This window comes from Brevundimonas sp. SL161, assembly GCF_049896985.1.
GTDB lineage: Bacteria > Pseudomonadota > Alphaproteobacteria > Caulobacterales > Caulobacteraceae > Brevundimonas.
The window spans coordinates 1-25,984 of sequence record NZ_JAFCVJ010000008.1 but is presented as its reverse complement, the minus strand read 5'-3'; the positions used below and the strand labels follow the sequence as shown (position 1 = coordinate 25,984).

The following is a 25,984-nucleotide window of genomic DNA, read 5'->3' as shown; positions in this document are numbered from 1 at the left end:
CAGGTTCTTACGTGGCTCTGGCAGCCGGACGCAGGCCTTCGATATTGGCTTGCAGCACCGTCGGGCGACGCTCGCCGCCGGAGGCGATGATGCGGTCGATGCGAGCCTTCTCTGCGCGGAAGGCGGCCAGATCATTACCGGCGAGGACGGAGCTCTCGTCCATGCGGATGCCGGACGGATTGATCCGTTGGCCGTTGCGCCAGATTTCATAGTGCAGGTGCGGACCGGTCGAGGCGCCGGTCGAACCGACATAGGCGACGACCTGGCCCTGGGAGACGCGCTGGCCGGCGCGGATGCCTGCGCCGTAGCGCGACAGGTGGCCATAGCCGCTCTCCAGGCCATTGGCGTGACGGATGCGCAGCCAGTTGCCATAGCCGCCCCAGCGACGCGCCTCGACGACGACGCCGTCCGAGGGGGCCACGACCGGGGTGCCGGTGCCGGCGGCGAAGTCGATGCCCTGGTGCATCTTGCGATAGCCCGAAATCGGGTGGACGCGGAAACCGAAGCTGGACGAGACGCGAGCGGCGCGATCCAGCGGCGTGCGCATCATCGAGGAGCGCATGTTCTTGCCGGTGGCGTCGTAGTACTGGGCCTCGCGCTCGCCGGCGGGCTGGAAGCGATAGAAGACCACGCCCTTCATCTCGGCATACAGCAGGTCGCCGGTGTCCACGGTGCGACCGTTCTCGGTGACCGAACGGTCGAACACCAGGGTAAACTCGTCGGCGGCGCGGACATCCCGGTCGAGGTCAAAGCGGTGGGCGAACAACTGGGTCGCCTTGCGACGGACGGCGGCGTCGGCGCCCATGCGCTGGGCCGTGGCCGACAGCGAGCCTCGCACTTCGGATTTCAGGACGACGGTCTCGTGCGTCACGCGCTCCTCGAGCGCCCGCAGGCGCAGCGCGCCGTCGAAGCTGCGCGACACGGTCAGCTGGCTGGCCGGGCCGGTGCGCATCGTCAGGCCGATCAGGCGGGCGTCGCCACGGCCGCCGCGCGGACGCGAGACGGCAGTTTCGAACCGGAGGCCGGCGCGCAGCTGGGTCAGGTCGAAGGCGTTGGAAATGGTCGCGGCGACAGCCGAGGCGTCGGCGGCGCCGATGCCGGTGCGGCGGACGGCCTGTTCGAAGGTCTCGCCGCGGCGGATCTGGACGGGAATGGCTTCGGGAGCGGTGAGCCCGGCGGGGGTCCCCGCAGCGTCGAACGCGCGGGCCTCCAGCGAGGCGATCTGCAGGGCGGTCAGTTCGGGAACGACTTCGGCCTGGGCGGGTTGATAGACGCGACTGGCAAGCATGGCCACCGTCACGGCGGCGGCGGCCGTCAGAAGATGCGGAGCGAAGCGCATCGGCTGGCGTCGCGGATCGAACTGGGCCATCGGTCCCCGGCAGAAAACGACGCCGTGCGGCGCCCAGTCACAACTCAAAGCAAGGATCGCGCCCAAGTCCCCCCGGCCACGAAGCGCGTCCTATAACGCGCCGGCCCCAAGATGGGAAGACGGGTTGTTACAAATGATTAACCGCAGTGATACTGGCCGGTAATTCGAGGCGCTTTTGGGTATTCCGACAGGTCACGGGACAGTCTATCGCCAAGCTATGCTCGTCTGTGCCGCCGTTCCTGAATCATTGCGAGACGCTCGCAGCCCTCGCTGCACTCAAAGTGACCGTGGCGCCACTCATTGTGGCGCGTTCGCAACGGTCGTGTCCCGATGCGACACCTTGGGGATGCTGATGGATGACTCAGTCCTGATTCGGGACAGAGGGGAGCGCGCGGAATGAGCGATGCGCCTCCGGAGGGAAAAAGGCGGCGCGGCCCTCGCCTGGCGCGTACAATCGGGATCGGCCTGGCGGTCGGGCTCATCGTCCTGTCGCTGCTGGCCGCGGTCATCTGGCTGAACCGGCGGGCGGCGGCGCGCGAGGTGTTGGTCGGCTGGCTGGACCAGCGCGGCATCCAGGCGGATGTCGAGATCGAACGCCTGGAACTGAACGGCTTCGTCGGCAGCGTCCGCATCGGCGACCAGACAAATCCCGATGTGACCATCCAGCGGGTCGAGGTGGACTACGCCCTCGGCCTGCCCTGGTCCTCGACCGGTCTCGGCGTGACCCCCAGCCGCATCCGCCTGGTCCGCCCGGTCGCGCGGGCGACGTGGAAGGACGGCGAACTGTCGTTCGGTTCGCTGGATCCGTTGATCGAGGAGTTGATTGGCAAGCCGCCCCGCCCCGACAGCCGGGGCCCTGTCGTCATCGTCGAGACCGGCCGCCTGCGTCTCGATACGGAATACGGCCCCCTGTCGCTGCTTGCCGATGCCCGCATCGACGACGGCAAGCTGATGCGCCTAGCGGCGCGCATGCCCGCCGCATCGCTGAAGAGCGGTGAGATCGAGGCGCGGAGTCTCGGCGGATCAGTTGACCTGACGACCATGGGTGACCGGGTCGCGCTGGACATCGATCTCGTCGCCGAGGGGTTGGCTGCGCCAGGCCTGAGCGGCGAGGACGCCCGCCTGTCCGGGACGGCCGAGCTTCCCTATCCCGACCTGAAGGCGCGTCGCGGCGGCGGACGCGCCGCCGTCGACCTGACCCTGTCCGGCGACCGGCTGGCCGTCGGAGATGCGGCGACGACGGGCGCGGTCCTGACCCTGATCGCGGACGGACAGGTCAGCGGCTGGATCGAGACCCTGGCCTTCAACGGAACCGCATCGACCCGGCTGCGCTCGGCGAGCGTGTCAGCGCCAGGCCTGTCCGCCCGCTCGGCGGAGGGCTCCGCGACGGAGGCTCGCGTCGCCCTTCAGCAAAGCGCCGACGGCCTGTCGTGGAGCGTCGAGGGCCCTGCCCGCCTGAGCGCCGCATCGGGGCAGGCCGGCGACCTGGTCCTGAGCGGCACCGAGGCCACGTCCTCCCGACTGGCGGTCAGCGGCGCGGCCGGCGCCGTCGAGGCCAGCGGCCCGCTGTCGGCCCGCCTGTCGCGCGCGACCTTTGGCGCTCTGGTGTTGAACCAGGTCGGCGGACGATTCGCCCTCGACTTCGCCTCCGCGCGGTCGACCGCGCTAGTGATGACCGGCTCTCTGGCCTCAGCGCGCGGCGCCTGGCCCCTGTTTGGCCCGGTCACGGCCGACGACGTGCCGGAACTGGCGGAGATGAAGCGGGCCGTGGGCGCTTTCGCCCTCGACGTCCCGGCGCTTCGCCTGACCAGCGGCGACGCCGGTCTGACCGTGACCCTGGCGCGCGCCGCGCGCCTGACGCCTGCCAATGGCGGCGCCCTGACCATCAGCCCGGTCGCCACGCCGATCTTCGTCGCCCGGCCCGGCGAGCGCGGCGGCGGAGCCTTGAATCTCGTCGCCACGCGCGGACAGGGGCTGCCCGAAGCGACCTTCGTCGTCCCGAACTGGCGGCTGACGGCGGGTGGGTTCGAGGCGACCCTCGACGGCCGCGCCACGCTCGACTTCGGCCTGGCGCGTGGACTGAACGTCCAGACCCGGGGCGTGCTGGCGACCAATGCGGGCCGCCTGACCTATGTCGCGTCCGACTGCCTGACCTTCACGGCCGAGCGGCTGGAGCTGGAGGAGAACGACGTCATGGATCTGTCCGGCGGCCTGTGCGCCTCGGGGGGGCCTCTGGTCGTGTCGCAGGACAGCCGCTGGCGCGCGGGGGGGCGGCTGACCGACGTGGCTGCGTCTGCGCCTTTCCTGGCCATGGGCTTCTCCGCCATCCAGGGCACGGCCTTCGCCACCGGCTCAAAGGCTGGTCTCGGACTGGAGGCCATGATCGCCTCCGCCGACGTCGAGGACGCCACGCGACCCCGCCGATTCAACCCGCTGACCGCTTCCGGTTCGGCGAACTTGGCCGAAGAGCGCTGGACGGGCGTCTTTGACCTCGCCCGCAAGGACATCGTCCTCGGCAAGCTGACGCTGGCCCATGACGGACCGACCGGAGAGGGCGGCATCGTCATCGACGCCCCGTCGCTCACCTTCGCCGAGGGCGGGCTCCAGCCCGCCGACCTCAGCCCGCTGGCGGCCGATTTCGTCCAGTCGCCCGCGACCGGCACGGCCGCCTTCAGCGGCCGTCTCAACTGGAGCGACGACCTGCCGGAAGGAACCAGTTCGGGCCGTCTCGTCATCCCCGGACTCGACTTCGTCAGTCCCGCCGGGGCGGTGAAGGGCCTGAGCGGAACGATCGACTTTACGAACCTGGCGCCCCTGACCACGGCGCCGGACCAGACCCTGCGTGTCGCCACCCTGGAGTCGGTCGCCGACTTCACCGAGCTGGACCTGACCTTCTCGCTCGACAAGGCGGCGATCAGCGTGGCGGGCGGGGAAATCCGTGCGGCCGGCGGGACGATCAGGGTCGAACCCTTCTCCGTGCCGCTGGACCGGCGTCCGTTCTCGGGCGTCATCGTGCTGGACCGGGTGCAGCTGGGCGAGCTGATCGCGGGCGCGGGCTTCGGCGACCGGGTGAAGCTGGACGCCGTGGTGTCCGGCCGCCTGCCCTTCACCTCCGACCCCGATGCGGGCGTGCGGATCACGGGCGGGACACTCTACGCCGCCCAGCCCGGCCGCCTGTCGATCGCGCGCGACGCCCTGTCGGACCTCGAGGCCGGCGGCGGCGGCGACGTGCCCCCGAACACCGTCGAGGATCTAGCCTACCAGGCGATGGAGAACCTCGCCTTCGACACCCTGACCGCCGACCTCGAATCTAAGGACGAGGGCCGGCTGGGCGTGCGCTTCCACATCATGGGTCGACACGATCCGCCACAGCGACAGGAACTGCGTCTCAGCCTGTCCGAACTGATCAGCCGCGAGTTCCTGAACCGGACCCTGCCCCTGCCGTCCGGCACGGGGATCAACCTGACGCTCGACACCACCTTGAACCTAAATCAGCTCGTCTCGGACCTGCTGGCCGTCAATCGGGCCAGAAACGGCGATCCTGACCCTGAGTCTGGCCCGGAACAGCCTTGACCGTTCAGAGCCCGTTCACGCGACAGGGTGCATCCCCTGTGCCAGTGAGAGCGTTGAAGACCCTGGAGACCGACCGATGACCCCACCTTCCTCCCGCGCCGTTCGCCTCGGCCTCCTGGCCCTGGCCGCCTCGGCCATGCTGGGCGCCTGCACTCCGACGATCCGGCTGGAGGTCGCGCCGATCGAGATCTACGCCAAGCTGGACGCCGACGTCCGGGTCCGGCTGGACCGCGAGCTGCAGGACCTGCTGGCCGAAAATCCCAATCTGTTCTGATGGAAAAGAGCTCCTCCATGACCTTCCGAAAATTCTTTGTCCTGGGCGCCGCCGTCGTGGCCCTGGGCGTTGCCGCGGGGGCCGCCCTCGCACAGACCCCGGCCCAGAAGTCGCTGATCGATGCGGCCAAGGCTGAAGGCGTCGTCGGCGAACAGGCCGACGGCTACCTCGGCATCCGCACCACCGCCGCTCCGGAGCTCCGGAGCGCCATCACCGTAACCAACAACGCCCGCCGCCAGGTCTACGCCGCCAGCGCCGCAGATGTCGGCACCTCCACAGAGGTCGCCGCCGCCCGGATGTTCGAGAGCCAGCTCTTGCCGCGCATCTCGACGGGGCAATGGTACCGCAACGCCTCGGGCCAGTGGGTGCAACGCTAGACGAGACATCCGGAGAATCCACGCCCCGTTGATCCCCCCGCAGTTTCCGGCTTAGGTCTGAGGCTTCTTCGAGGGGACCGCCTGATGACCGATACGCCCGCCGCCGCCCCCGTTGCCGGGCCGACAAAGCGCGTCGAACTCACGGTCCGCGCCCTGATCCTGGGCTGTCTGCTGGCGGTCGTGTTCACCGCGGCCAATACCTATCTGGGCCTGAAGGTCGGGCTGACCTTCGCCTCGGCCATCCCGGCGGCGGTCATCTCCATGGCCATCCTTCGGGCGTTCAAGACCTCCACCATCTGGGAGAACATGACCGTCCAGACCGTGGCCTCGGTCGGCGGGGCCATGAGCTCGATCATCTTCGTCCTGCCCGGCCTGGTCATGGTCGGCTGGTGGCTTGAGTTCCCGTTCTGGGAATCGGTGCTGATCTGCGTCTTCGGCGGCGTGCTGGGCGTCACCTTCTCAATCCCCCTGCGCCGCGCCCTCGTGGTCGAGGCCGGCCTGCCCTATCCCGAGGGCGTCGCCGCCGCCGAGGTCCTGACCGTCGGCTCGCGCGGCGCCGAACAGACCGACAGCGCCGTGCGCGAGAACAAGGCCGGCCTGCTGGTCGTCAGCACCGGCGCGATCGTCTCGGCGGGCTATGCCCTGCTGGTCGCCGGCCGGGTCTTTGCAGGCGAAGCCGCCAGGTTCATCAAGATGCCGGCGGCACTGGGCGGCGGGGCCACGGGTCTCGGCTTCGGCATGCAGTTCGCCCTGCTGGGCGCCGGCCACCTGATCGGCCTGACCGTGGGCCTGGCCCAGCTGTTCGGCCTGATCGTGGCCTGGTTCATCTTCGTGCCGATCATGACGTCGCCCGATTTCATCGCCTGGCTGTCGTCGCACGGCATCGCCTCGATCGCCTCGACCGTGCCCGTCGGCGCTTCTCCCGAGGAGCTGGCCGTGACGGTCTGGCGCAACGAGGTCCGCTTCATGGGCGCGGGCGTCATCGGCGTCGCCGCCATCTGGACCCTGATCAAACTGGCCGGTCCGCTGGTCGGCGGCCTGACCTCGGCGCTCGCCGCCAACCGCCGCCGCAACGCCGGCGAGGTGCTGGACCGCACCGAACAGGACATTCCGATCAATATCGTCGCCGGGCTATCGGTCGCCTGTCTCATTGGCATCGGCGGCATCCTGGCCTGGTTCGCCCAGGGCAATCCGACCCTGGCGAGTTCGACCGTCCTGCTGGTCGCCGGCGGCCTCATCTATGTCGTGCTGATCGGTTTCGCCGTGGCAGCCATCTGCGGCTACATGGCCGGGCTGATCGGCTCCTCCAACAGCCCGGTATCGGGCGTCGGCATCCTGGCCATCGTCATCGCCTCCGTGCTGATGCTGGGCGTGCTGGCCATCGCCGGCCTGCCCGCCGATCCGTCGGTCGTGGCCTTCGCCCTGATCGTGACGGCCGTCGTCTTCGCCGTCGCCGTCATCGCCAACGACAACCTTCAGGACCTCAAGACCGGCCAGCTGGTCCAGGCCACGCCCTGGCGTCAGCAGACAGCCCTGATCGTCGGCGTCATCGCCGGAGCCATCGTCATCCCCCTGATCCTCAACCTGCTGAACAAGGCCTTCGGCTTCGAAGGCGGCCCCGCCGGCATCGCTGACGAGCCGCTGGCGGCCCCGCAGGCCACCCTGATCTCGGCCCTGGCGCGCGGCGTCATCGGCGGCGACCTGCGCTGGGACCTGATCGGCATCGGCGCGGTGATCGGCGTGGTCATCATCGTGCTGGACGCGGTGCTGAACGCCTCGACCAAAGGCAGGGTCAAGCTGCCGCCCCTGGCCGTCGGCATCGGCTTCTACCTGCCGGCTGCCGTAACCACGATGCTGGTCATCGGCGCCGTCTGCGGCTGGATCTACGACAAGTCCATCAAGACCACCCGCTTCGCCGACGTCGGTCGCCGCATGGGCGTCCTGCTGGCCTCGGGTCTGATCGTGGGCGAGAGCCTGTTCCTGGTCATGACCGCCGGAGTCATCGTCAGCACCGGCAATGACGCCCCCTTCGCCATGCTGCCGGAAGGCTCGACCTTCCCGGCCATGACGGCGGCCATCATCGCCTTCACCGTCCTGATCGTCGCCCTCTACGCCTGGGTGCGCGGACGCTCGGCCAAGATCTGAGTTAGACCTCAGGCGCGAAAGCCTGTGTCACGAACCGCTTCCAGCCGGTCTTGACCCGACTTTCGACCGTGAAATGGAATCCGGGTTCGCCGTCGTCGCGCGGCCAGTAGACCATGCGCGCCAGTCCGGCCTTCATCTGGGCCTCGAAGGCGATCGCGTCCGGATGGACGTCGGTCCCATCCGTCAGCCGACCGGTCGACCGCTTGCCGTCGTTGGTAAAGGAGTGGAACGCCAGTGTCCCGTCCTCGCCCTTTCCGAACAGGGCGACCTCGCGATAGGGCGGGCGGTCGCCCATCCGCCATTCCGCCTCCAGACGGATCCAGTCCTTGCCGAAGGCGGTGAAGGCGCGACTGCACGACATTCCGTGGGCCGGGGTCGAGCCCTCGCCCGCGCCCGTCGTGATCCACGCCCCGATCAGCGGCGCCATGGGGCCGAGCGCGCCCCGCCCCTTCTTCCAGCCGGACAGGATCCCTGTCCTACGACCTGTAGGTGTCGTGGCAGGACTGGCACGAGGCCCGCACGACCATGAACTGGGCCTGGGCTCCGGCCGCATCGCCGGCGGCGATCAATTCCTGCAGCCGTGCGGCGGCGGCGGCGTAGTCGTCGGCCCTGGCCTCGAAACCCGCGCGGTCGGTCCAAATTTCGGGCCTAGCCTTGGTCGCGGCGCCAAGCGTGTCGGATCCCGTGCCCGCCGGAAACATATTCGGCAGGGCTGTGGCCCAGCGTGTCAAAGCCCCGGAACTGAACCCCATCGACTGGGCCGGGGCGCCGGCGTCCAGCCCCGCCTTGATCGAGCCCATGGTCACGCCGGACATCATCAGGGACGCCTGACGCGCCGCAACGATCTCGGCTGGAGACATTGCGTCCTCCTGAGCCCCCGCCGCACCACCAGCGCACATCAGGGCCACCGCGCCCGCCACGATCAAACGTTTCATCCGCCCACTCCAGAGTCAGGTCCGAACGCTGCTCCCCGACCGGAAGCCTGTCAAACGCTCGCCATCTTGACCCGCTATGGCGTTTCGCCCGCCCAAGCTGTAAGAGGCGCGCGCTCCCCGCATGACACCCCTAACGAGCGGCCCCCGCATTTGTCGGCCGCCTTTTCGCATTGAACGACCATGAACCTACGTAACGTCGCCATTATCGCTCACGTTGACCACGGCAAGACCACTCTGGTGGACCAGCTGCTGGCCCAGTCCGGTGTCTTCCGAGCCAACGAAGCCCAGACCGAACGGGCCATGGACTCCAACGACCAGGAGAAGGAACGCGGGATCACCATCCTCGCCAAGTGCACCTCGGTGCTCTGGCACGGCAAGGCGGGCGACACGCGCATCAACATCATCGACACCCCGGGCCACGCGGACTTCGGCGGCGAGGTGGAGCGCATCCTGGGCATGGTGGACGGCTGCGTCATCCTTGTGGACGCCGAAGAGGGCGTCATGCCCCAGACCAAGTTCGTTCTGACCAAGGCGCTGAAGATGGGCCTGCGTCCGATCCTCTGCATCAACAAGGTCGACCGCGCCCACGCCGACCCGGACCGCGTCCACAATGAAGCCTTCGACCTGTTCGCCGCCATCGGCGCGACCGACGAGCAGCTGGACTTCCCGCACATCTACGCCTCGGGCCGGAACGGCTGGGCGACAATGGACATGAATGTCCCCAACGATAACCTGGCTCCGCTGTTCGACCTGATCGTCGAGCACGTCCCGCCGCCCAAGGTCGCCGAGAACAAGGACAAGCCGTTCCAGATCCTGAACGTGCTGATCGAGTCCGATCCGTTCCTGGGCCGTCTGCTGACCGGCCGCATCGAGAGCGGCAAGGCCGTTCCCGGCATGGCGATCCACGCCCTCGACCGTGACGGCAAGGAAATCGAGCGCGGCCGCATTACCAAGGTGCTGGCCTTCCGCGGCCTGAAGCGTCAGGCCGTCGAGGAGGGCGCCGAAGCAGGCGACATCGTCGCCATCGCCGGCATGTCCAAGGCCACCGTGGCCGACACCCTGTGCGCCATGGAAGTCACCGATGCGCTTCCGGCCCAGCCGATCGATCCGCCGACGATCTCCATGACCGTGTCGGTCAATGACAGCCCGCTTGCCGGTCGCGAGGGCGACAAGGTCCAGTCGCGCGTCATCCGCGACCGCCTGCTGAAGGAAGCCGAAGCCAACGTCGCCATCCGCGTGACGACCAGCGAAGGCGGCGACGCCTACGAAGTGGCCGGCCGTGGCGAACTGCAGCTGGGCGTGCTGATCGAGAACATGCGCCGCGAAGGCTTCGAGGTCTCGATCTCGCGTCCGCGCGTGGTGTTCCAAGAGGGCCCGAACGGCGAGAAGATGGAGCCGATCGAAGACGTCATGATCGATGTCGACGATGAATTCTCGGGCGTCGTCATTGAGAAGCTGTCGGCCCGCAAGGCCGAGATGACCGACATGGGCCCGTCGGGCGCCGGCAAGACCCGCATCAGCCTCAAGGCGCCGTCACGCTCGCTCATCGGCTATCAGGGCGAGTTCCTGACCGATACGCGCGGTTCGGGCGTGCTGAACCGCGTCTTCAGCCACTACGAAGCCTACAAGGGCGAGATCGCCGGCCGCCTGAAGGGCGTGCTGGTCTCCAACTCCGACGGCGACACCGCCGCCTTCGCCCTGTGGAACCTCGAGGATCGCGGCATCATGTTCGTCGGCGCCGGCGAGAAGACCTATGAAGGCATGATCATCGGCGAGAACGCCCGCTGGGATGACCTGGACGTCAACCCGATCAAGGGCAAGCAACTGACCAACGTCCGCGCCTCCGGCAAGGACGAGGCCGTTCGCCTGACCCCGCCGCGCCAGATGTCGCTGGAACAGGCGATCGCCTACATCGGCGACGACGAACTGGTCGAGGTCACGCCCAAGTCGATCCGTCTGCGCAAGCAGATCCTGAACCCGTCGTTCCGCAAGAAGCGCGCGCGTCCGGAGTAGCCGTCCTCCCCCATCGGGGGGAGGGGACCACGAAGTGGTGGAGGGCGCTCACCGCAGACACTGCATCTGGAGTGAGCCCCCTCCGTCACGTCGCGAAGCTGCTCCGCGCCACCTCCCCCGATGGGGAGGATTTACACCGCGCACACCGGACACCCCGGATCGGCCGTGACCGCCACGACCCGACTGGTCGCCGCGAGGCCGTCGTAGAGCATCAGCCGCCCGGTCAGCGGCTCGCCCGCCCTGGTGATGAGCTTGATCGCCTCCAGCGCCGCCATCGCTCCGATCACCCCGGCCAGAGCGCCCACGACACCAACCCGCGCGCAGGTTTCGGCGTCCGGCGGGGTCTCGGGCACCAGGCAGCGGTAGCAGGGCTTGCCCGCGAACACGCCGACCTGACCGGTCCAGCGGCCTAGCGCCCCGGACACGAGCGGAACCCCTGCCGCCACGCAGGCTGCGTTCACCCGATAGCGGGTCTCGAAATCGTCGGCGCCGTCCAGCACCGCATCCGCTCCGGCGATTACCGAGGCGGAGTTCTCCGCTGTCAGCCGATAATTCAGCGTCTCGACGCGGACATGGGGGTTGATCGCCTCAAGCCGTCCGGCCGCCGCCTCGACTTTCGGCCGGTCGATATCGGCCGTGTTGAACAGGATCTGGCGCTGCAGGTTGGACAGGGAGACGATGTCGCCGTCGATGATGCGCAGCGATCCGACGCCCGCGGCCGCGAGATAGAGCGCCGCCGGAGAGCCCACACCGCCCGCACCGACGAGGACCACGGTCGCGGCCTTCAGCCTCTGTTGGCCCGGGCCGCCGACTTCCGACAGGACCAGGTGACGGGCGTAGCGTTCGACCTCTTCGGGGGAGAAACTCATGCGCCTCAAGTAGGCGCGACGGGCTTCGGCGTCACGCGGCCAGTTTCAGTCCCACGATCTTCTCGGCCTGATAGCCGGTGATCCCGGCCAGATCGGCGAGGCCGACGGCGCCGATCATGGCGCGGGGATCGTCGCAGAGGGTCATCGGCTCGCAGAAAGACCGCGCCGCGATCGGCTTGTCGACCAGGACCCGCAGGCCTTTCAGGCGGCGATCTTCCGTCAGGCGCCGCAGCAACCGGTCGACATCGACGCGATGTCCCTCCATGCCCATCAGGCACCAGCCATCAAGAAACATCAGGCCGCTGGTGATGTCATCGCGACGATTGTTGCGCTCTGAGATGCCGACAATTTGCGCGATCGACAGGGTCGACACACCGGTCGATCCGACAGTTTCGGCCGCAATGATCGCGCGATATAGCAAAGCTTAGCCTCGTTCTTGTATGTTTGGGGTTTGATCATCCCTTGTAACGGGTTACATGGCTAGAAATATGGCTAATTCCGAACGTTGTTTTTCCAGGGATTTCGTCTTGCCCCGACGCATTTCGGTCGCCATCTGGTCAGGATGAGCAAGACTTTCGACAGCTTTCCCGACTGGCACGGCACGACCATCCTGGCGGTGCGAAAGGACGGCAAAACCGTCATCGCCGGCGACGGCCAGGTCTCGATGGGAGCCACCATCGTCAAGGGCGCGGCGCGCAAGGTCCGCACCCTGGCGGGTGGCAGGGTGCTAGCCGGCTTCGCGGGCGCCACGGCCGACGCCTTCACCCTGATCGAGCGGCTGGAGGCCAAGCTGGAGCAGTATCCGGATCAACTGGCTCGTGCCTGCGTTGACTTGGCCAAGGACTGGCGAACCGACCGCTACCTGCGCCGGCTCGAGGCCATGCTGCTGGTCGCCGACAAGGACGCCATCTTCACCGTCACCGGCGTCGGCGATGTGCTGGAGCCGGAATACGGCGTCGCCGCCGTGGGATCAGGCGGCAACTACGCCCTGGCCGCCGCCCGGGCCCTGATCGACAACACCGACCTGGACGCCGAGGCGGTCGCGCGCCGGGCCATGGCCATCGCCGCCGACATCTGCGTCTACACCAACGGCAATCTGACGGTGGAGCGGCTCTAGCCTCGCTCATGCAGCAAGGCAGAGCCTGTCCACCGGCCGATCAGAGATCGGACCGGGGGGCGCGTCGAACGATAGCGACCAGAAATGAAGCCAGCGCCGGGACCCGATCAGGAATCGTCAGGAATGTGCGCCCGGGGGTTTCCGCGATTTAACGGGACATCCACGCCGATCCCGGCATGACTGAAGGCTGGAGCTCCCATGCCTCGTCTGATCGTTCTCGTCACCCTGCTGCTGGCCTTCGCCCGCCCTGTCACGGCACAGCCGGCCGAGGCCTCGTCCATCGTGGCGGCCGAGCGCGCCTTCGCGGCCGACGGCCTGACGATGGGCGTCGACGGCTCCTTCCTGAAATGGTCGGCGGACGACGCGATCATGATCGTGGGCGGAGCGCCGCGACTGGCGCACGACATTCTCGACCCCGCCGCCGTCTTCGATCCGGCCGCGCCGTCTCTGGTCTGGTGGCCGAACTGGGCGGGGATTTCGAAGTCCGGCGACCTGGGCTTCACTACCGGCGGGGTCGAGATCAGCGGCGCACGCACCGGCCACTACTTCACGATCTGGAAGCGCCAGGCCGACGGCTCGTGGAAATGGATCTATGACGGCGGGGTCGCTGCGAGCGCCGCCGACGTTCCCAGCCCCGGGACCGAGCCCCTGCTGCTGCCCACCTCCATCCTGGAATCGTTCAGCCCGGATGCCGCGATGTCCGAGGTGCGCGCCGTCGAGGCCGTGCTGGCCGCCGCCGTAACGCGCGATCAGAAAGAGGCCCACCTGGCCCTGCTGGCCCCTGACGGTCGCCTCTATGTCGCCCCGCTGCCTCCAGCGATCGGCGCCGGGGCCTTCCCCGCCGCGCTCGACGCCTGGCCGCGCCGTTTCGAGTTCAGCGCCCCGTTCGGCGGTGGATCGTCGGCTGCCGGCGACATGGTCTGGACCTATGGTCGCGCCCTGTGGACCCGCGACGAGACTCCGCTCGCCGGCCACTACGTCCACCTGTGGCAGAAGCGCTCGATGGGCTGGGTGCTGGTGTTCGCCCAGATCCTGGCGGATCCGCCGCCTCCGCCCCCTCCCGCTGCGGGCTGACAGCGACTATCTGCGGACCATGACCGATCTGTCCCCCCGCGAAATCGTCTCCGAACTCGACCGCTTCATCGTCGGCCAGCACGACGCCAAGCGCGCCGTCGCCGTGGCCCTGAGGAACCGCTGGCGCAGGAAGCGCGTGCCCGACGACCTGCGCGACGAGGTCACGCCCAAGAACATCCTGATGATCGGCCCGACCGGGGTCGGCAAGACCGAGATCGCACGTCGCCTGGCCCGCCTCGCCGGCTCGCCCTTCCTGAAGGTCGAGGCGACCAAGTTCACCGAGGTCGGCTATGTCGGCCGCGACGTCGACCAGATCATGCGCGACCTGGTCGAGGCCGCCCTGGTCATGGTCCGTGACGCCCGCCGCACCGGCGTCCGCGCCAAGGCCGAGGCGGCCGCCGAGGAGCGCATCCTTGACGCCCTGGTCGGTCCGGGGTCGCAACCGGCCACCCGCGACAGTTTCCGCAAGAAGCTCCGTGCCGGCGAAATGGACGACAAGGAGATCGAGATCCAGCTGGCCGACACCTCGTCGCCGATTCAGGGGCTGGATGTCGGCGGCGGGGGCAATGTCGGACTGCTCAACCTTTCGGACATGCTGGGCAAGCTCGGCGGCGGGCGCACGAGATCGGTCCGTACTACGGTCAAGGACGCGGTCGCCCCGCTGGTGACTGAGGAGAGCGACAAACTGCTGGATCAGGACAGTCTGACCCGCGAAGCCCTGCTGCTGGCCGAGAACGAAGGCATCGTCTTCATCGACGAGATCGACAAGGTCGCCGGTCGTCAGGATCGCGGCGGCACCGACGTCAGCCGCGAAGGCGTGCAGCGCGACCTGTTGCCCCTGATCGAGGGCACCACCGTCTCGACCAAATACGGACCGGTGAAGTCGGACCACGTCCTGTTCATCGCCTCGGGCGCCTTCCATGTCGCCAAGCCCTCGGACCTGTTGCCCGAGCTTCAGGGCCGCCTGCCGATCCGGGTCGAACTCAAAGCCCTGACCCGCGACGACTTCGTGCGCATCCTGACCGAGCCCGAGGCCAATCTGATCCGTCAGAACCAGGCACTGCTGGCCACCGAGGACGTGACCCTGACCTTCACCCCCGACGCGGTCGAGGCGATGGCGGACGCGGCGGTGGCGGCGAACGGCGCGGTCGAGAACATCGGGGCGCGGAGGCTGGTGACCGTGATTGAGCGGGTGCTGGAGGAGACCTCGTTCAAGGCCTCAGACCTGTCGGGCCAGACGCTGGTCTTCGACGGCGACGCCGTGCGTGACAAGGTCGGAGACCTGTCGAAGAATGCGGATCTGAGCCGGTTTATTTTGTGACGCCCTTCTCCCTCCCCTTCATGGGGAGGGACGACCGCGCAGCGGTCAGGGTGGGGTCCGAATCGTGAGTTTCGCACCGCCGGTCGAACCCCACCCGACCTCGCTTCGCTCGGCCACCCTCCCCATGAAGGGGAGGGAGAAAGCGTACGCCTTAAATCGAGCCCGAACCGTGCTATAGGGGGCGTTCCCCTTCACCCAGGATCACCGCCCGTGAGCGTTACGCTCGACCTGTCGCGCACTTCTGCCCCGGCCAAACAGGCCCCCGTCAACCTCAGCGGTCTGACACGCTCGGGCCTGCGCCAGGCGCTGATCGACGCCGACATCTGCCCGCCCGAGAAGGCGAAGATGCGCGCGTCGCAGGTGTGGAGCTGGATTCATCACTATGGCGTCACCGACTTCACGGCGATGACCAATATCGCCCGCACCGCCCAGGAGGCCATGGCCGGCGCCTTCACCCTGGCCCGCCCCGAGATCGTCGAGCGTCAGGTCTCGGCCGACGGCACGCGCAAATGGCTGATCCGCACGGCCCCGGGCATCGAGATCGAGACGGTCTACATCCCGGATGTCGGCCGCGCCGGCGCCCTGTGCGTCTCGTCCCAGGTCGGCTGCACCCTGAACTGCACCTTCTGCCACACGGGCACCCAGGCCCTGGTCCGCAACCTGACCGCCGCCGAGATCGTGGCCCAGGTCCAGGTCGCCCGTGACGACCTGAACGAATGGCCGTCGCCCAAGGAAGACCGCCGCCTGTCGAACATCGTCTTCATGGGCATGGGCGAGCCGCTGTACAATCTCGACCACGTCGCCGACGCGATCGACATCATCTCGGACAACGAGGGCATCGCCCTGTCGCGCCGCCGGATCACGGTCTCTACCTCGGGCGTCGTGCCCCAGCTCGACCCGCTCGGAACCCGCACCCAGGCCATGCTGGCGATCAGCCTGCACGCCACCAACGACGCCCTGCGCGACGTCCTGGTGCCGCTGAACAAGAAGTACAATCTCGAAGCTCTGATGGCCGGCATCCGCGCCTATCCGGGTCTCTCCAACGCACGGCGCGTGACGTTCGAATATGTGATGCTGAAGGGCGTCAACGACAGCCCCGACGAGGCCCGCGCCCTCTTGAAGCTGATCGAGGGCATCCCGGCCAAGGTAAACCTGATCCCGTTCAACCCCTGGCCCGGCACGGACTACGTGTGCTCGGACTGGAAGACGATCGAACGGTTCGCCGCCATCCTCAACAAGGCCGGATACGCCTCGCCCATCCGCACCCCGCGCGGACGCGACATCCTCGCCGCCTGCGGCCAGCTGAAGTCCGAAAGCGAAAAGGTCCGGGCGTCGACGCTCAGGAAGGCCGAGCAGGCGGCAGCCTGAGCGCGCCTGCGATGACCGCCAATCGCGACATGGCTGAAACCGCAATCTCATGGCTGAATTCGAGCGGCGGTGAACGGCAATCTTTTGGCGACGTGAACCGCCGACACCGCAAATGCGCCAGCCAACACAGCCGTTCGCGCAAAGCGCGGCGCCTGCCCTAGATGTGAGCGTTCGACGGGTGAGTTTCGGCGCCCTTGGAGCGCGGACCTCCAGGGCCGCGCCCCTTTGAGTCCCTTTGACCGCCGAACGCCCCAGCGACAATCGGCGGGTGATCTTTTCAGTCGCTGCGGTGTTAAGCCGCCACCTCCTCTGCGGATACGCACCATGACCCATCGCCTTCTTCGAACCGCTCCCGTGATCCTTGCAGGCGCGTTCGCCCTCGCCGCCTGCCAGACGGCCCCTGCGGCCGACGGCGGCTTCCTGCAGAGCTATGACGGCCTGCAGACCAAGGAGGGCACGCTGCGCGTCTCCGTGCGTGACCGCCGCGACGACACTGCCGCGCAGGCCATCGAACGCGTCTTCGTCGAGCCCTCGGTCCTGACCGCCGGCGCGGCTGACGGCATCGCTCCGGCCGACGTGGCGATGGTGCTGGGCGAGGTGGATCGTCAGGTCTGCTACGAGATCAGCGAACGGTTCACGATCGTGCCGCAGCCGACCGCCGACGCCGCCCGCGTCCGCGCCGCCGTCACGCGGATCGTTCCGACCGAGCCCACGGGTTCCGGCGCGGCGGCAGTGGCCAACTTCTTCATCCCCGGCCCGATCGGCGTGCGCGCGCCCGGCACGACCGGAACCCTGGCCGCAGAGGCCGAACTGATCGCCGTGGGCGGGACCCGGGTCGCGGCCCTGGCCTGGGCCCGCTCGGCCAATGTCGTGGGCATGGACACGCCGTCCCGGTCGCGGGTCGGCGACGCCCTGCAGTTCGCTGAATTGTTCGGAGACCAGGTCGGCGACAGCTTCGCCCCCAGGGATCGCAAGGTGCGCGCCATCGCCACGCCCGATCCCTGCGAACGTTTCGGTCCCCGCAACCAGCCGGGCGGCTTCATCACGCGGGCGGTCACCGGCCTCTATGTGCCCCAGACCCAGGGCGTCAGGCCCCAGACACCGCAGTAGCTGGACCATTCCTCCCCCCACCGGGGAGGAATGACCCGCGGTCAGCTCCGGTAGTCGCCGTTGATCTCGATGTAGCCCTTGGTCAGGTCGCAGGTCCAGACGGTGGCGGAGGCGCGGCCCAAGCCGACGTCGACGCTGATGTCGATCTCGGCGTTCTTCATATAGGCGCTCATCTTCGCCTCGTCGTAGGTCGGGGAGACGGCGCCGTCGACGGCGGCGACGTGGGGGCCGAAGCGGATGGCGAGGTGGTCGCGGTCGACCGGCTCATCGGTCTTGCCGACGGCCATGACGACCCGGCCCCAGTTGGCGTCTTCGCCGGCGATGGCCGTCTTGACCAGGGGGCTGTCGGCGATCGACTTGGCGAGCTTGCGGGCCGAGGCAGGCGAGGCCGCGCCGTCAACGGTGACGCGGACGAACTTGGTCGCCCCCTCGCCGTCCCGGACCAGCTGATGGGCGAGGTCGAGCATGACCTTGTCGAGGGCGGCCGAGAAGTCCTTCAGGCGACGGTCGCCGACCCGGCCGATGCGCGGCGCGCCCGAGGCCCCGGTGGCGAACAGCAGGCAGGTGTCGTTGGTCGAGGTGTCGCCGTCGACGGTGACGCTGTTGAAGGTCGTGCGGACGTGCAGGCCCAGAAGCGCCCGCAGCACGGTCGGGTGGATGCTGGCGTCGGTGACGATGAAGCCCAGCATGGTCGCCATATCGGGCGCGATCATGCCCGAGCCCTTGGCGATGCCGGCGATGCGAACCTTGAAGCCGTCGATGGTCGCCTCGGCATAGGACCCCTTGGGGAAGGTGTCTGTGGTCATGATGCCGCGACCGGCGGCGGCCCACTGCGCCGTCGGCGGGACGTCGGAATCGAGCTTCGTCTCGACCTCCTGCAGCCGCGCGGCGATTTTCTTGTCGTCCAGCAGGACGCCGATCACGCCGGTCGAGGCCAGCATGACATCGCGCTGGCGGCAGCCGAAGCGCTTGGCGACCTCGGAGGCCGTGCGGCGGGCGGCGTCGGCTCCGGCCTTGCCGGTGAAGGCGTTGGCGCAGCCGGCGTTGACCACCAGGGCCCGGACGTCGAGCCCGCCTCCGGGCGCGTCGAGTTGTCGACGGCACCAGTCCACCGGAGCCGAGCCGACCTTGTGGCGGGTGAAGACGCCGGCGCAGGTCGTGCCGCGGGCGAAACGGAAGATCGTCAGGTCGTCGCGTTCATGCTTGTAGAAGCCCGCGCGGGCAGTGGTGATCTCGACCCCGCCGATGGGCGGAATGGCCGGGAAGGGCACGGCCAGCGGCGAGATCTTGAGGCCGGGTTTGCCGGGGGCGGCGGGCGGCGGCGTGACCGGCTGTGGCTGGGTGGCGCGCTTGATGGCCGAGGCCAGCGGGTCGAGGGCCTTTTCGATGGCGTGCTCGATGGCCTTGCCGGTCGAGCCGGGCTTCTTCGCGTCGTTGCTCACCGGGCGGCGGCTTTCGCAGTGGTCGCTGTGGACGGGGCGGCGGGCGTGGGCGTCGCGACCGGCGCGACCGTGGGCGCCGGGGCCGTAGCGGTCGGGGCCGTCGGGGCCGTCGGGGTCGGGCCAGGCGCAGGCGCGGCGGAGGCGGGTTCCTGGGGCGCGCCGCTCTCGGCGGCCAGCAGCACGTCGACCTTCGCCTTGCCGCGCAGTTCCTCAAGCAGCTGACGCACGCCTTCATAGGTCAGGTAACGGACGATCTGGGGCCGGGCCTGATCGAGCGTCGGCGGGCTCTCGCGGCGGCGGTCCTCGACCCGCAGGACGGCCCAGCCGCCCTCGGTCTGGAACGGACCCACGGTCGAACCGGCGGCGGCGTCACGCAGGGCGTTGGCATAGGCCTGGGGCATGACGTCGGCGGTGGAATAGCCGAGGTCGCCGCCGGAGAACCGGGTTGCCTCGTCGATGGAGCGTTCCTGGGCCACGGCCTCGAAGCTGGAGCCCTGGCCCAGGATGCCGATGACGGCGTCAGCCTCGGGCTTCGTCCGCGACAGGATCAGGCGCACGCGGATCTCCTCCGAAGTGCGGGCGAGGCGAAGTTGCTCCTGGTACAGGGTCTGGACGGCCTGGTCCGAGATGGCGCCGTTGACGACGTTCTCCACCAGCATGTCGCCGAGGATGCGCTCGCGGGTCGCCTCCAGCCGGCGCTGGGCCAGGGCGGAGTTGTCCAGGCCGCGGCGTTCGGCCTCGCGGGCCAGCAGCTTCTGGTCGATGACCTCGTCCAGCACCCGGCGGAACAGGTCCGAGGTGACGTCAAGGGGCTCGCCCTCGCCGACCAGACCCTGGGCCACCGCCTCCCGCTTGACGTCGGAGGCCCAGATGGTCTGGTCCTGCACCTTGGCCACGGCTCGGTCGCCCGGTTCCGGCGCGCGATCGTCGCCCCCGCCGCGCCCGCAGGCCGCCACCGTCAGGACCAGCGCGAGGCCGAGGAAAACCAAAGGGTTGCGCGAATGTCGCATCGGACGCTCCGTCCCGCGTGAAGGGGTCCAAACGCCGGGCCGCCAGGCCCCTCGCGTTGACAGGGGTATGGCCGGTGCTTAAGTCCCGCCTGCGCCCAAGTCGAGGGGTTTTCGATCGTATGCGCGGCGTGTTTCGCCGCCTTGCCCGGCAGCCCCTCTCGCGGCGTCTCATCGCCGCCCCTCATGGGCAAATTCCAGAGCTCTAGACCGCTCGATCGCCACCGGATCGCCCATGCTCGGCTTCGCCAAGAAATTTTTCGGCTCTTCCAACGACCGCAAGGTCAAGGACTTCATGAGCCGGGTTCAGAAAATCAACGATCTGGAGCCGAAATTCGCCGCCCTGTCGGACGACGAGCTGCGGATGATGACGCAGACCTTCAAGGACCGGGTCGCAGCCGGCGAGACGCTGGACAAGATCATGAACGAGGCCTTCGCCGTGTCGCGCGAAGCCTCCAAGCGTGTCCTGGGCCAGCGCCAGTACGACGTGCAGCTGACCGGCGGCATGATCCTGCACGACGGCGGCATCGCCGAGATGCGCACGGGCGAGGGCAAGACGCTTGTGGCCGTGGCCCCGGTGTATCTGAACGCCCTGTCCGGCAAGGGCGTCCACGTCATCACCGTGAATGACTATCTGGCCCGCCGCGACGCCGAGTGGATGGGACGCGTCTATCGCTTCCTGGGCCTGGAAGTGGGCGTCATCGTCAACGGTCTGTCGTCCGGTCAGCGTCAGGCCTCCTACGCCGCCGACATCACCTACGGCACCAACAACGAGTTCGGTTTCGACTATCTGCGCGACAACCTGGTTTATGACCGCAAGGAGATGGTGCAGCGTCCGCACCATTTCGCCATCGTCGACGAGGTCGACTCCATCCTGATCGACGAGGCGCGCACGCCCCTGATCATCTCGGGCCCGACCGAGGACCGGTCGGACCTCTACAAGATCTGCGACACCCTGATCAAAGAGCTGATCAAGGACACCTCGACCTTCGACCTCGACGAGAAGCAGCGTCAGGCCCTGCTGACGGAAGAGGGCTCCGAACAGGTCGAGCAGCTGCTGGAAGCCGGCGGCCATTTCGCCGAGGACACAACGGGCCTGTACGACGCGGCCAACATCAGCCTGGTGCACCACGTCAACCAGGCCCTGCGCGCCAACACCCTGTATCAGAAGGACAAGGACTACATCATCAAGGCCGGCGAGGTCGTCCTGATCGATGAGTTCACCGGCCGGATGATGACCGGACGCCGTCTGTCCGAGGGCCTCCACCAGGCCATCGAGGCCAAGGAGGACGTCAAGATCATGCCCGAGAACCAGACCCTGGCCTCGGTGACGATCCAGAACTATTTCCGGCTCTACGAGAAGCTGTCCGGCATGACCGGCACGGCCGCGACCGAGGCCCAGGAATTCCTCGACATCTACAAGATGGACGTCCTGGAAGTGCCGACCAACCGCCCGGTTCTGCGCATCGACTATGACGACGAGGTCTACCGGACCTATGCCGAGAAGAACCTGGCCATCGCCCAGCAGATCGCCGACTGCCGCGAGCGCGGCCAGCCGATCCTGGTCGGCACGGTCTCGATCGAGAAGTCCGAACAGCTCTCGGCCCTGCTCGACAAATACGAGCACAAGGTCGAGATCTCGCGCACGCTGAAGAAGGAATTCGTCGGCAAGGACAAGGAGGCCGCCAAGGTCGGCGACGCCGCCTACGACATCAAATACGAGACCAAGTTCAAGGGCATCCCGCACAACGTCCTGAACGCCCGCCAGCACGAGCAGGAGGCCTTCATCGTGGCCGACGCCGGCCTGCCGGGCGCGGTGACCATCGCCACCAACATGGCCGGTCGCGGCACCGACATCCAGCTGGGGGGCAACCTCGAGATGCGTCTCGAGAAATACCGCCTCGACCAGCGGAACCTGGCCGTCGAGGTGACGCCGGAGATGCTGAAGGTCGAGGAGGCCCGGCTGAAGGCCGACATCGCCGTCCAGAAGAAGATCGCCCTGGACGCCGGCGGCCTGTTCGTCCTCGGCACCGAGCGCCATGAAAGCCGCCGCATCGACAACCAGCTGCGCGGCCGAACCGGCCGTCAGGGCGACCCCGGCACGTCGAAATTTTACCTGTCGTGCGAGGACGACCTGCTGCGCATCTTCGCCGGCGATCGTCTGGATGCGATCATGCGCAGCTTCGGCGTGGCCGAGGGCGAGGCGATCTCGCATCCCTGGCTCAACCGCGCCGTCGAAACCGCCCAGAAGCGCGTCGAGACCCGCAACTACGACATCCGCAAGAATCTGCTGAAATACGACGACGTCGTGAACGACCAGCGCAAGGCCGTGTTCGAACAGCGCCAGGAGTTCATGGACTCCACGGACCTGTCGGAACTGGTCGGGGAGTTCCGTCGCGACGTGGTCACCGACCTGGTTGATCGCTTCATGCCGCCCAAGGCCTATGCCGAACAGTGGGACATCGACGGCCTTGACGAGAAGGTGAAGTCCACGCTCGGTCTCGACCTGCCGCTGCACGACTGGGCCGCCGAGGAAGGCGTGTCGAACGAGGAGGTCGAGGAGCGTATCCAGGCCGCCGCCGAGGCGCGCGCCGCCGATCGACTCGCGCAACTGGGCGAGACCCAGACCCGGGGACTGGAGAAGCAGTTCCTGATGCAGATGATCGACATGCAGTGGCGCGAGCATCTGGTGCATCTGGACCATCTACGCGGCGTCATCGGCCTACGCGGCTACGGCCAGCGCGATCCGCTGAACGAGTACAAGACCGAGGCCTTCTCGCTGTTCGAGACCCTGCTGCACGAGCTGCGCCACAATGTGACGCGCTGGCTGATGACGGTGGAGTTCCGCTTCGAGGCCCCGCCGGCGATGGAGATGCCGGAGTTCCAGGAAATCCACCTGAACCCCGGCACCGGCGTCAACGAGATGGCGGATCCACTGGCCCAGAATCCCGAGGGGCAGCTGACCGGCGACGCCCGTTCGCGCCTTCCCGTCGAGCTTCTGCCGGCCGGCTGGGAGCGCACGCCCCGCAACGCCGACTGCCCCTGCCACTCGGGCCGGAAGTTCAAGCACTGCCACGGGGCGCTGGTTTAAGGGCGTTAACGCGAGCGACGCGGTCGCTCGCTGCTTGAGCGCGGGCGTCGTCTGGGGGAAGAGGGGAGATGACCTACAAACACCTCTTCTCGCGCGCCCTCACCCTCGATCCCGAGCGACTGCATTTCGCGGCGCATAGCCACCATCTGTGGCCGGACGCCTCGTTCGACGGACAGGTGCGGGCCTGGGTCGAGGCCAACCATTTCGCCGACCGCAAATGGGATCTGATCTTCGGCGAGGTCGTGCCCGAGGCGCAGAGACATATCGCCAAGGAGCTGGGTCTGCCGGACCCGGAGACGGTGGTCTTCGCGCCGAACACTCATGAATTCCTGATCCGCATCTTCTCAGGCTGGGAGACGAAGCCCGTCCGCATCCTGACCACGGACGGCGAGTTCCACGCCTTTCGCCGTCAGGCCGAGCGCTGGGAGGAGAGCGGCGACGCCGTCGTCGCGCGCGTGCCGCTGGAGCCGTTCGAGACCTTCGACGCGCGGTTCACGGCGGCGGCGCAGGCGGGCGGTCACGACGTGATCGTGGTCAGCCAGGTCTTCTTCAAGACGGGCCAGGCCATTGGCTGCATCGACGACCTGGCGGCGCTGGCGAAACCGGAAGGGCCGTGGGCGATCGTCGACAGCTATCACGGCTTCATGGCCACGCCGACGGACCTGTCGGCACTGGCGGACAAGATCTTCTACGTTGGCGGCGGCTACAAATACGCCATGACGGGCGAGGGCGCAGGCTTCCTGCACGCGCCGGCCGGCTTCTGCGAGCGGCCTGTGGCGACCGGCTGGTTCGCCGAGTTCGGCAATCTGATGGGACCGCCCGAGGGCGTTCAGTACCGGGGCGACGCAGGGCGGTTCTGGGGCGCGACGTTCGATGCGACTCCGCTGTACCGGTTCAACGGCGTGCGGCGGATGCTGGACGAACAGGGGCTGACGACGGCAGCCGTCTCGGCCCACGCCGATCGGTTGCAGGCGCGGTTCGCCCGGGCCCTGGCGGCCGGAGAGTGCGGCGCTCTGGGCGAGGCCGAGGTTTTGAACCCGATCATGGGCGACAACCGGCCGCGCGCCCGGTTCCTGGCCCTGAAGCACAGGGACGCCCAGCGCTGGCGAGCCGATCTGCTGGCCGCCAATGTCGTCACCGACGTGCGCGACGAGGTCATCCGCTTCGGCTTCGGCCTCTATCAGACCGACGAGGACGTCGAACGGCTGATCGGCGTCTGCAAACGCCTGTTCTGACGGCCGCCTAGAAGAAGGTCGTGTCTTCCTGCTGCGTCGCTTGCGGCGGAGCGGCCGGCGTGGTGCGCGGCGGCGTGGTCGGGCGGGCAGGGGTGGTTCCGGGCGCCGCGCCCGGCCGGGCCGTCCCCGGCAGGGGCGGAATCCCCTCCCCGGCGGGCGGGATCGGCCCCAGGGTCGGATAGGGCAGGCTTTCCGGCGTGCCGTCGCCGGGTGTCGGCACGGTGGGCGGGATGGCCGGGCCGGGTTCTCCCAGGCCTGCCGGGGCGACCACGTCAGGGGCCGAGAAGTCGTCGCGGATGAAGGCCCAGGACCGGCTGTCGGCGCAGGCGCAGGCCTTCATGAAGCCGTCCCGGTCGCGCCAGATCACCAGGGGATAGCCGGTCGGGGCGCCCGCATCGCGCAGCAGCGCGTTCAATCGGGTGACGAACTGGCGGCTGGCCTCGACCACGGCGGAGCGGGCCAGGTTGCCATCGGCCGCCGGAATGCCCGCCGCCGTCCAGTTGCGTGACGGAGTGGCGGTCCAGCGCTGATAGAGGCTCCAGTCGCGGCTCAGCCACAGCTCGGCCACCGTGGCCCGTTCGGCGGGGGTCGACTGGACCTGACCCTCGCGGTCCGGGCGGGCGAAGACGACCACGCGGGCCTCCACGCCGCCGGCGCGCAGTTTCTCCGTCTCTTCCCGCTCGTAGCGCTGGGTGGAGGCGCTGTCGCGATAGCCGATGATGTAGAGGGGCTCGCCGCCCCCGCCGCCGGACACCCACGACGCCTCGTCCAGCAGGCGCTGGATCTCGGCCTGGTTGCGGCTGATCGTGACCGGCTGGAACCGGGCGTAGAAATTCCAGTAGGCCCAATAGCCTCCGCCGGCCAGGGCCAGGCCGATGACCACCGCCAGGGCGGACCAGATCAGAAAGCGACGCATGCGGGGGAGCGCTCCAGCTTCAGCATATGTGCGAGCTTAACGCTTAACACCGAATTGCGTCGCCTGCTCTATTCCTCCCCCAGCGGGGGAGGGGGACCGCCAAGCGGTAGAGGGGGCCGGCTCCGGACACCGAATCCGGGATGAGCCCCATCCGCCTCTACGCTGAGCTTCAAGCCACCTCCCCCGATGGGGGAGGAATGGATCACCCCATCGTCGGGATGACGAAGCTCGAATCCGCGTGTTCCAGCTCCGAGTCCGGCCAGCGGGCGGTGATGGTCTTGACCTTGGTCCAGAATTTCACCCCCTCCATGCCGTGCTGGTTGGTGTCGCCGAAGGCCGAGCGCTTCCAGCCGCCGAAGGTGTGATAGGCGACCGGCACCGGGATCGGGACGTTGATCCCCACCATGCCGACATTGACCCGGGCGGCGAAGTCGCGGGCCGCCCGGCCGTTCTGGGTGAAGATGGCGACGCCGTTGCCGTACTGGTGCTTGCTGGGCAGGCTCAGGGCCTCCTCGAAGCTGGCGGCGCGGACGATCTGCAGCACGGGGCCGAAGATCTCCTCCTTGTAGGATTCCATTTCCGGGGTGACGTGGTCGAACAGCGACGGGCCGATGAAATAGCCCCGCTCGTGCCCCTGCAGCGAGAAGCCGCGGCCGTCGACGACCAGTTCGGCGCCGTCTTTCACCCCCTGCTCGATCCAGCCCTCGACCCGGGCCTTGTGCTGGGCCGTGACGACGGGGCCGTAGTG

21 protein-coding genes are annotated in these 25,984 nt (G+C 68.2%); 12 read left to right on the top strand and 9 right to left on the bottom strand.

Annotated features, from left to right (window positions below):
• Positions 1-7: 7 nt before the first annotated feature.
• Complete coding sequence (locus ACP7AU_RS07820) at positions 8-1,369, bottom strand: peptidoglycan DD-metalloendopeptidase family protein (RefSeq protein ID WP_426051049.1); 1,362 nt, start codon at positions 1,367-1,369, stop codon at positions 8-10.
• A 396-nt stretch (positions 1,370-1,765) separates the two neighbouring features.
• Here ACP7AU_RS07820 and ACP7AU_RS07815 point away from each other — a divergent pair, with 396 nt between their 5' ends.
• From ACP7AU_RS07815 to ACP7AU_RS07800, 4 genes are all read left to right on the top strand, one after another.
• Positions 1,766-4,942: an intermembrane phospholipid transport protein YdbH family protein gene (locus ACP7AU_RS07815; RefSeq protein WP_426051048.1), complete on the top strand. Its 3,177-nt coding sequence runs from the start codon at positions 1,766-1,768 to the stop codon at positions 4,940-4,942.
• Positions 4,943-5,018: 76 nt separating this feature from the next.
• Entirely contained in the window at positions 5,019-5,216 is a 198-nt protein-coding gene (locus ACP7AU_RS07810) for a YnbE family lipoprotein (RefSeq protein WP_309627265.1), read from the top strand.
• Between the two features lie 17 nt (positions 5,217-5,233).
• A complete protein-coding gene (locus tag ACP7AU_RS07805; protein ID WP_426037790.1) occupies positions 5,234-5,593 on the top strand; it encodes a YdbL family protein in 360 nt (119 codons plus the stop codon).
• Positions 5,594-5,677: 84 nt separating this feature from the next.
• Positions 5,678-7,738: an OPT family oligopeptide transporter gene (locus ACP7AU_RS07800; RefSeq protein WP_426051047.1), complete on the top strand. Its 2,061-nt coding sequence runs from the start codon at positions 5,678-5,680 to the stop codon at positions 7,736-7,738.
• A gap of 1 nt (position 7,739) precedes the next feature.
• On the opposite strand, the gene ACP7AU_RS07795 is transcribed toward ACP7AU_RS07800, so the two are convergent.
• Together ACP7AU_RS07795 and ACP7AU_RS07790 are read right to left on the bottom strand one after the other, a co-directional pair.
• Complete coding sequence (locus tag ACP7AU_RS07795) at positions 7,740-8,165, bottom strand: hypothetical protein (RefSeq protein WP_426037786.1); 426 nt, start codon at positions 8,163-8,165, stop codon at positions 7,740-7,742.
• A gap of 49 nt (positions 8,166-8,214) precedes the next feature.
• Positions 8,215-8,673 carry a cytochrome c gene (locus ACP7AU_RS07790; protein WP_426051046.1) on the bottom strand — a complete coding sequence of 153 codons (459 nt, stop codon included), beginning with the start codon at positions 8,671-8,673 and terminating at the stop codon, positions 8,215-8,217.
• Positions 8,674-8,853: 180 nt separating this feature from the next.
• On the opposite strand from ACP7AU_RS07790, the gene typA reads away from it, so the two are divergent.
• Positions 8,854-10,686, top strand: coding sequence for a translational GTPase TypA (gene typA / locus ACP7AU_RS07785; protein ID WP_426037782.1), 1,833 nt, complete (start codon positions 8,854-8,856; stop codon positions 10,684-10,686).
• Positions 10,687-10,817: 131 nt separating this feature from the next.
• Here typA and ACP7AU_RS07780 read toward each other — a convergent pair whose 3' ends face one another.
• Complete coding sequence (locus ACP7AU_RS07780) at positions 10,818-11,555, bottom strand: HesA/MoeB/ThiF family protein (RefSeq protein WP_426037780.1); 738 nt, start codon at positions 11,553-11,555, stop codon at positions 10,818-10,820.
• A 31-nt stretch (positions 11,556-11,586) separates the two neighbouring features.
• Positions 11,587-11,928: a BLUF domain-containing protein gene (locus tag ACP7AU_RS07775; protein WP_426051045.1), complete on the bottom strand. Its 342-nt coding sequence runs from the start codon at positions 11,926-11,928 to the stop codon at positions 11,587-11,589.
• Positions 11,929-12,117: 189 nt separating this feature from the next.
• Here ACP7AU_RS07775 and hslV point away from each other — a divergent pair, with 189 nt between their 5' ends.
• The 5 genes from hslV (at position 12,118) to ACP7AU_RS07750 (ending at position 17,545) form a co-directional block, all read left to right on the top strand.
• Positions 12,118-12,672: an ATP-dependent protease subunit HslV gene (gene hslV / locus ACP7AU_RS07770; protein WP_426037776.1), complete on the top strand. Its 555-nt coding sequence runs from the start codon at positions 12,118-12,120 to the stop codon at positions 12,670-12,672.
• A gap of 198 nt (positions 12,673-12,870) precedes the next feature.
• Positions 12,871-13,746, top strand: coding sequence for a DUF4440 domain-containing protein (locus ACP7AU_RS07765; protein ID WP_426051044.1), 876 nt, complete (start codon positions 12,871-12,873; stop codon positions 13,744-13,746).
• Positions 13,747-13,765: 19 nt separating this feature from the next.
• Positions 13,766-15,067: an ATP-dependent protease ATPase subunit HslU gene (gene hslU, locus ACP7AU_RS07760; RefSeq protein ID WP_426051043.1), complete on the top strand. Its 1,302-nt coding sequence runs from the start codon at positions 13,766-13,768 to the stop codon at positions 15,065-15,067.
• A 210-nt stretch (positions 15,068-15,277) separates the two neighbouring features.
• Positions 15,278-16,435, top strand: a complete 1,158-nt coding sequence (gene rlmN, locus ACP7AU_RS07755) for a 23S rRNA (adenine(2503)-C(2))-methyltransferase RlmN (RefSeq protein ID WP_426051042.1) — start codon at positions 15,278-15,280, stop codon at positions 16,433-16,435.
• A 324-nt stretch (positions 16,436-16,759) separates the two neighbouring features.
• Positions 16,760-17,545 carry a DUF3313 family protein gene (locus ACP7AU_RS07750; RefSeq protein WP_426051041.1) on the top strand — a complete coding sequence of 262 codons (786 nt, stop codon included), beginning with the start codon at positions 16,760-16,762 and terminating at the stop codon, positions 17,543-17,545.
• Between the two features lie 41 nt (positions 17,546-17,586).
• Here the strand turns inward: ACP7AU_RS07750 and argJ are convergent, their stop codons facing one another.
• Positions 17,587-18,987, bottom strand: coding sequence for a bifunctional glutamate N-acetyltransferase/amino-acid acetyltransferase ArgJ (argJ, locus tag ACP7AU_RS07745; protein ID WP_426051040.1), 1,401 nt, complete (start codon positions 18,985-18,987; stop codon positions 17,587-17,589).
• A complete protein-coding gene (locus tag ACP7AU_RS07740; RefSeq protein ID WP_426051039.1) occupies positions 18,984-19,997 on the bottom strand; it encodes a peptidylprolyl isomerase in 1,014 nt (337 codons plus the stop codon). Before ACP7AU_RS07740 ends, argJ begins: the two co-directional genes overlap by 4 nt.
• 232 nt (positions 19,998-20,229) lie before the next feature.
• Here ACP7AU_RS07740 and secA point away from each other — a divergent pair, with 232 nt between their 5' ends.
• Both secA and ACP7AU_RS07730 read left to right on the top strand, forming a co-directional pair.
• Positions 20,230-23,085 (top strand): preprotein translocase subunit SecA, encoded by a 2,856-nt coding sequence (gene secA / locus ACP7AU_RS07735; protein ID WP_426051038.1) that lies wholly within the window; start codon positions 20,230-20,232, stop codon positions 23,083-23,085.
• Positions 23,086-23,153: 68 nt separating this feature from the next.
• Positions 23,154-24,320, top strand: a complete 1,167-nt coding sequence (locus tag ACP7AU_RS07730; protein WP_426051037.1) for an aminotransferase class V-fold PLP-dependent enzyme — start codon at positions 23,154-23,156, stop codon at positions 24,318-24,320.
• 7 nt (positions 24,321-24,327) lie between these two features.
• On the opposite strand, the gene ACP7AU_RS07725 is transcribed toward ACP7AU_RS07730, so the two are convergent.
• Together ACP7AU_RS07725 and ACP7AU_RS07720 are read right to left on the bottom strand one after the other, a co-directional pair.
• On the bottom strand, positions 24,328-25,236 hold the full coding sequence (locus tag ACP7AU_RS07725; protein ID WP_426037758.1) for a hypothetical protein: 909 nt from the start codon (positions 25,234-25,236) through the stop codon (positions 24,328-24,330).
• A 202-nt stretch (positions 25,237-25,438) separates the two neighbouring features.
• Positions 25,439-25,984: aldehyde dehydrogenase family protein (locus tag ACP7AU_RS07720; RefSeq protein ID WP_426051036.1), on the bottom strand; the 546-nt coding region annotated here is incomplete at its 5' end.

Coding starts and splice junctions, on each gene's coding strand:
- ACP7AU_RS07820 (WP_426051049.1), bottom strand. CDS start 1,369: ATGGCCCAGTTCGATCCGCGACGCCAGCCGATGCGCTTCGCTCCGCAT.
- ACP7AU_RS07815 (WP_426051048.1), top strand. CDS start 1,766: ATGAGCGATGCGCCTCCGGAGGGAAAAAGGCGGCGCGGCCCTCGCCTG.
- ACP7AU_RS07810 (WP_309627265.1), top strand. CDS start 5,019: ATGACCCCACCTTCCTCCCGCGCCGTTCGCCTCGGCCTCCTGGCCCTG.
- ACP7AU_RS07805 (WP_426037790.1), top strand. CDS start 5,234: ATGACCTTCCGAAAATTCTTTGTCCTGGGCGCCGCCGTCGTGGCCCTG.
- ACP7AU_RS07800 (WP_426051047.1), top strand. CDS start 5,678: ATGACCGATACGCCCGCCGCCGCCCCCGTTGCCGGGCCGACAAAGCGC.
- ACP7AU_RS07795 (WP_426037786.1), bottom strand. CDS start 8,165: ATGGCGCCGCTGATCGGGGCGTGGATCACGACGGGCGCGGGCGAGGGC.
- ACP7AU_RS07790 (WP_426051046.1), bottom strand. CDS start 8,673: ATGAAACGTTTGATCGTGGCGGGCGCGGTGGCCCTGATGTGCGCTGGT.
- typA (WP_426037782.1), top strand. CDS start 8,854: ATGAACCTACGTAACGTCGCCATTATCGCTCACGTTGACCACGGCAAG.
- ACP7AU_RS07780 (WP_426037780.1), bottom strand. CDS start 11,555: ATGAGTTTCTCCCCCGAAGAGGTCGAACGCTACGCCCGTCACCTGGTC.
- hslV (WP_426037776.1), top strand. CDS start 12,118: ATGAGCAAGACTTTCGACAGCTTTCCCGACTGGCACGGCACGACCATC.
- ACP7AU_RS07765 (WP_426051044.1), top strand. CDS start 12,871: ATGCCTCGTCTGATCGTTCTCGTCACCCTGCTGCTGGCCTTCGCCCGC.
- hslU (WP_426051043.1), top strand. CDS start 13,766: ATGACCGATCTGTCCCCCCGCGAAATCGTCTCCGAACTCGACCGCTTC.
- ACP7AU_RS07750 (WP_426051041.1), top strand. CDS start 16,760: ATGACCCATCGCCTTCTTCGAACCGCTCCCGTGATCCTTGCAGGCGCG.
- ACP7AU_RS07740 (WP_426051039.1), bottom strand. CDS start 19,997: ATGCGACATTCGCGCAACCCTTTGGTTTTCCTCGGCCTCGCGCTGGTC.
- secA (WP_426051038.1), top strand. CDS start 20,230: ATGCTCGGCTTCGCCAAGAAATTTTTCGGCTCTTCCAACGACCGCAAG.
- ACP7AU_RS07730 (WP_426051037.1), top strand. CDS start 23,154: ATGACCTACAAACACCTCTTCTCGCGCGCCCTCACCCTCGATCCCGAG.
- ACP7AU_RS07725 (WP_426037758.1), bottom strand. CDS start 25,236: ATGCGTCGCTTTCTGATCTGGTCCGCCCTGGCGGTGGTCATCGGCCTG.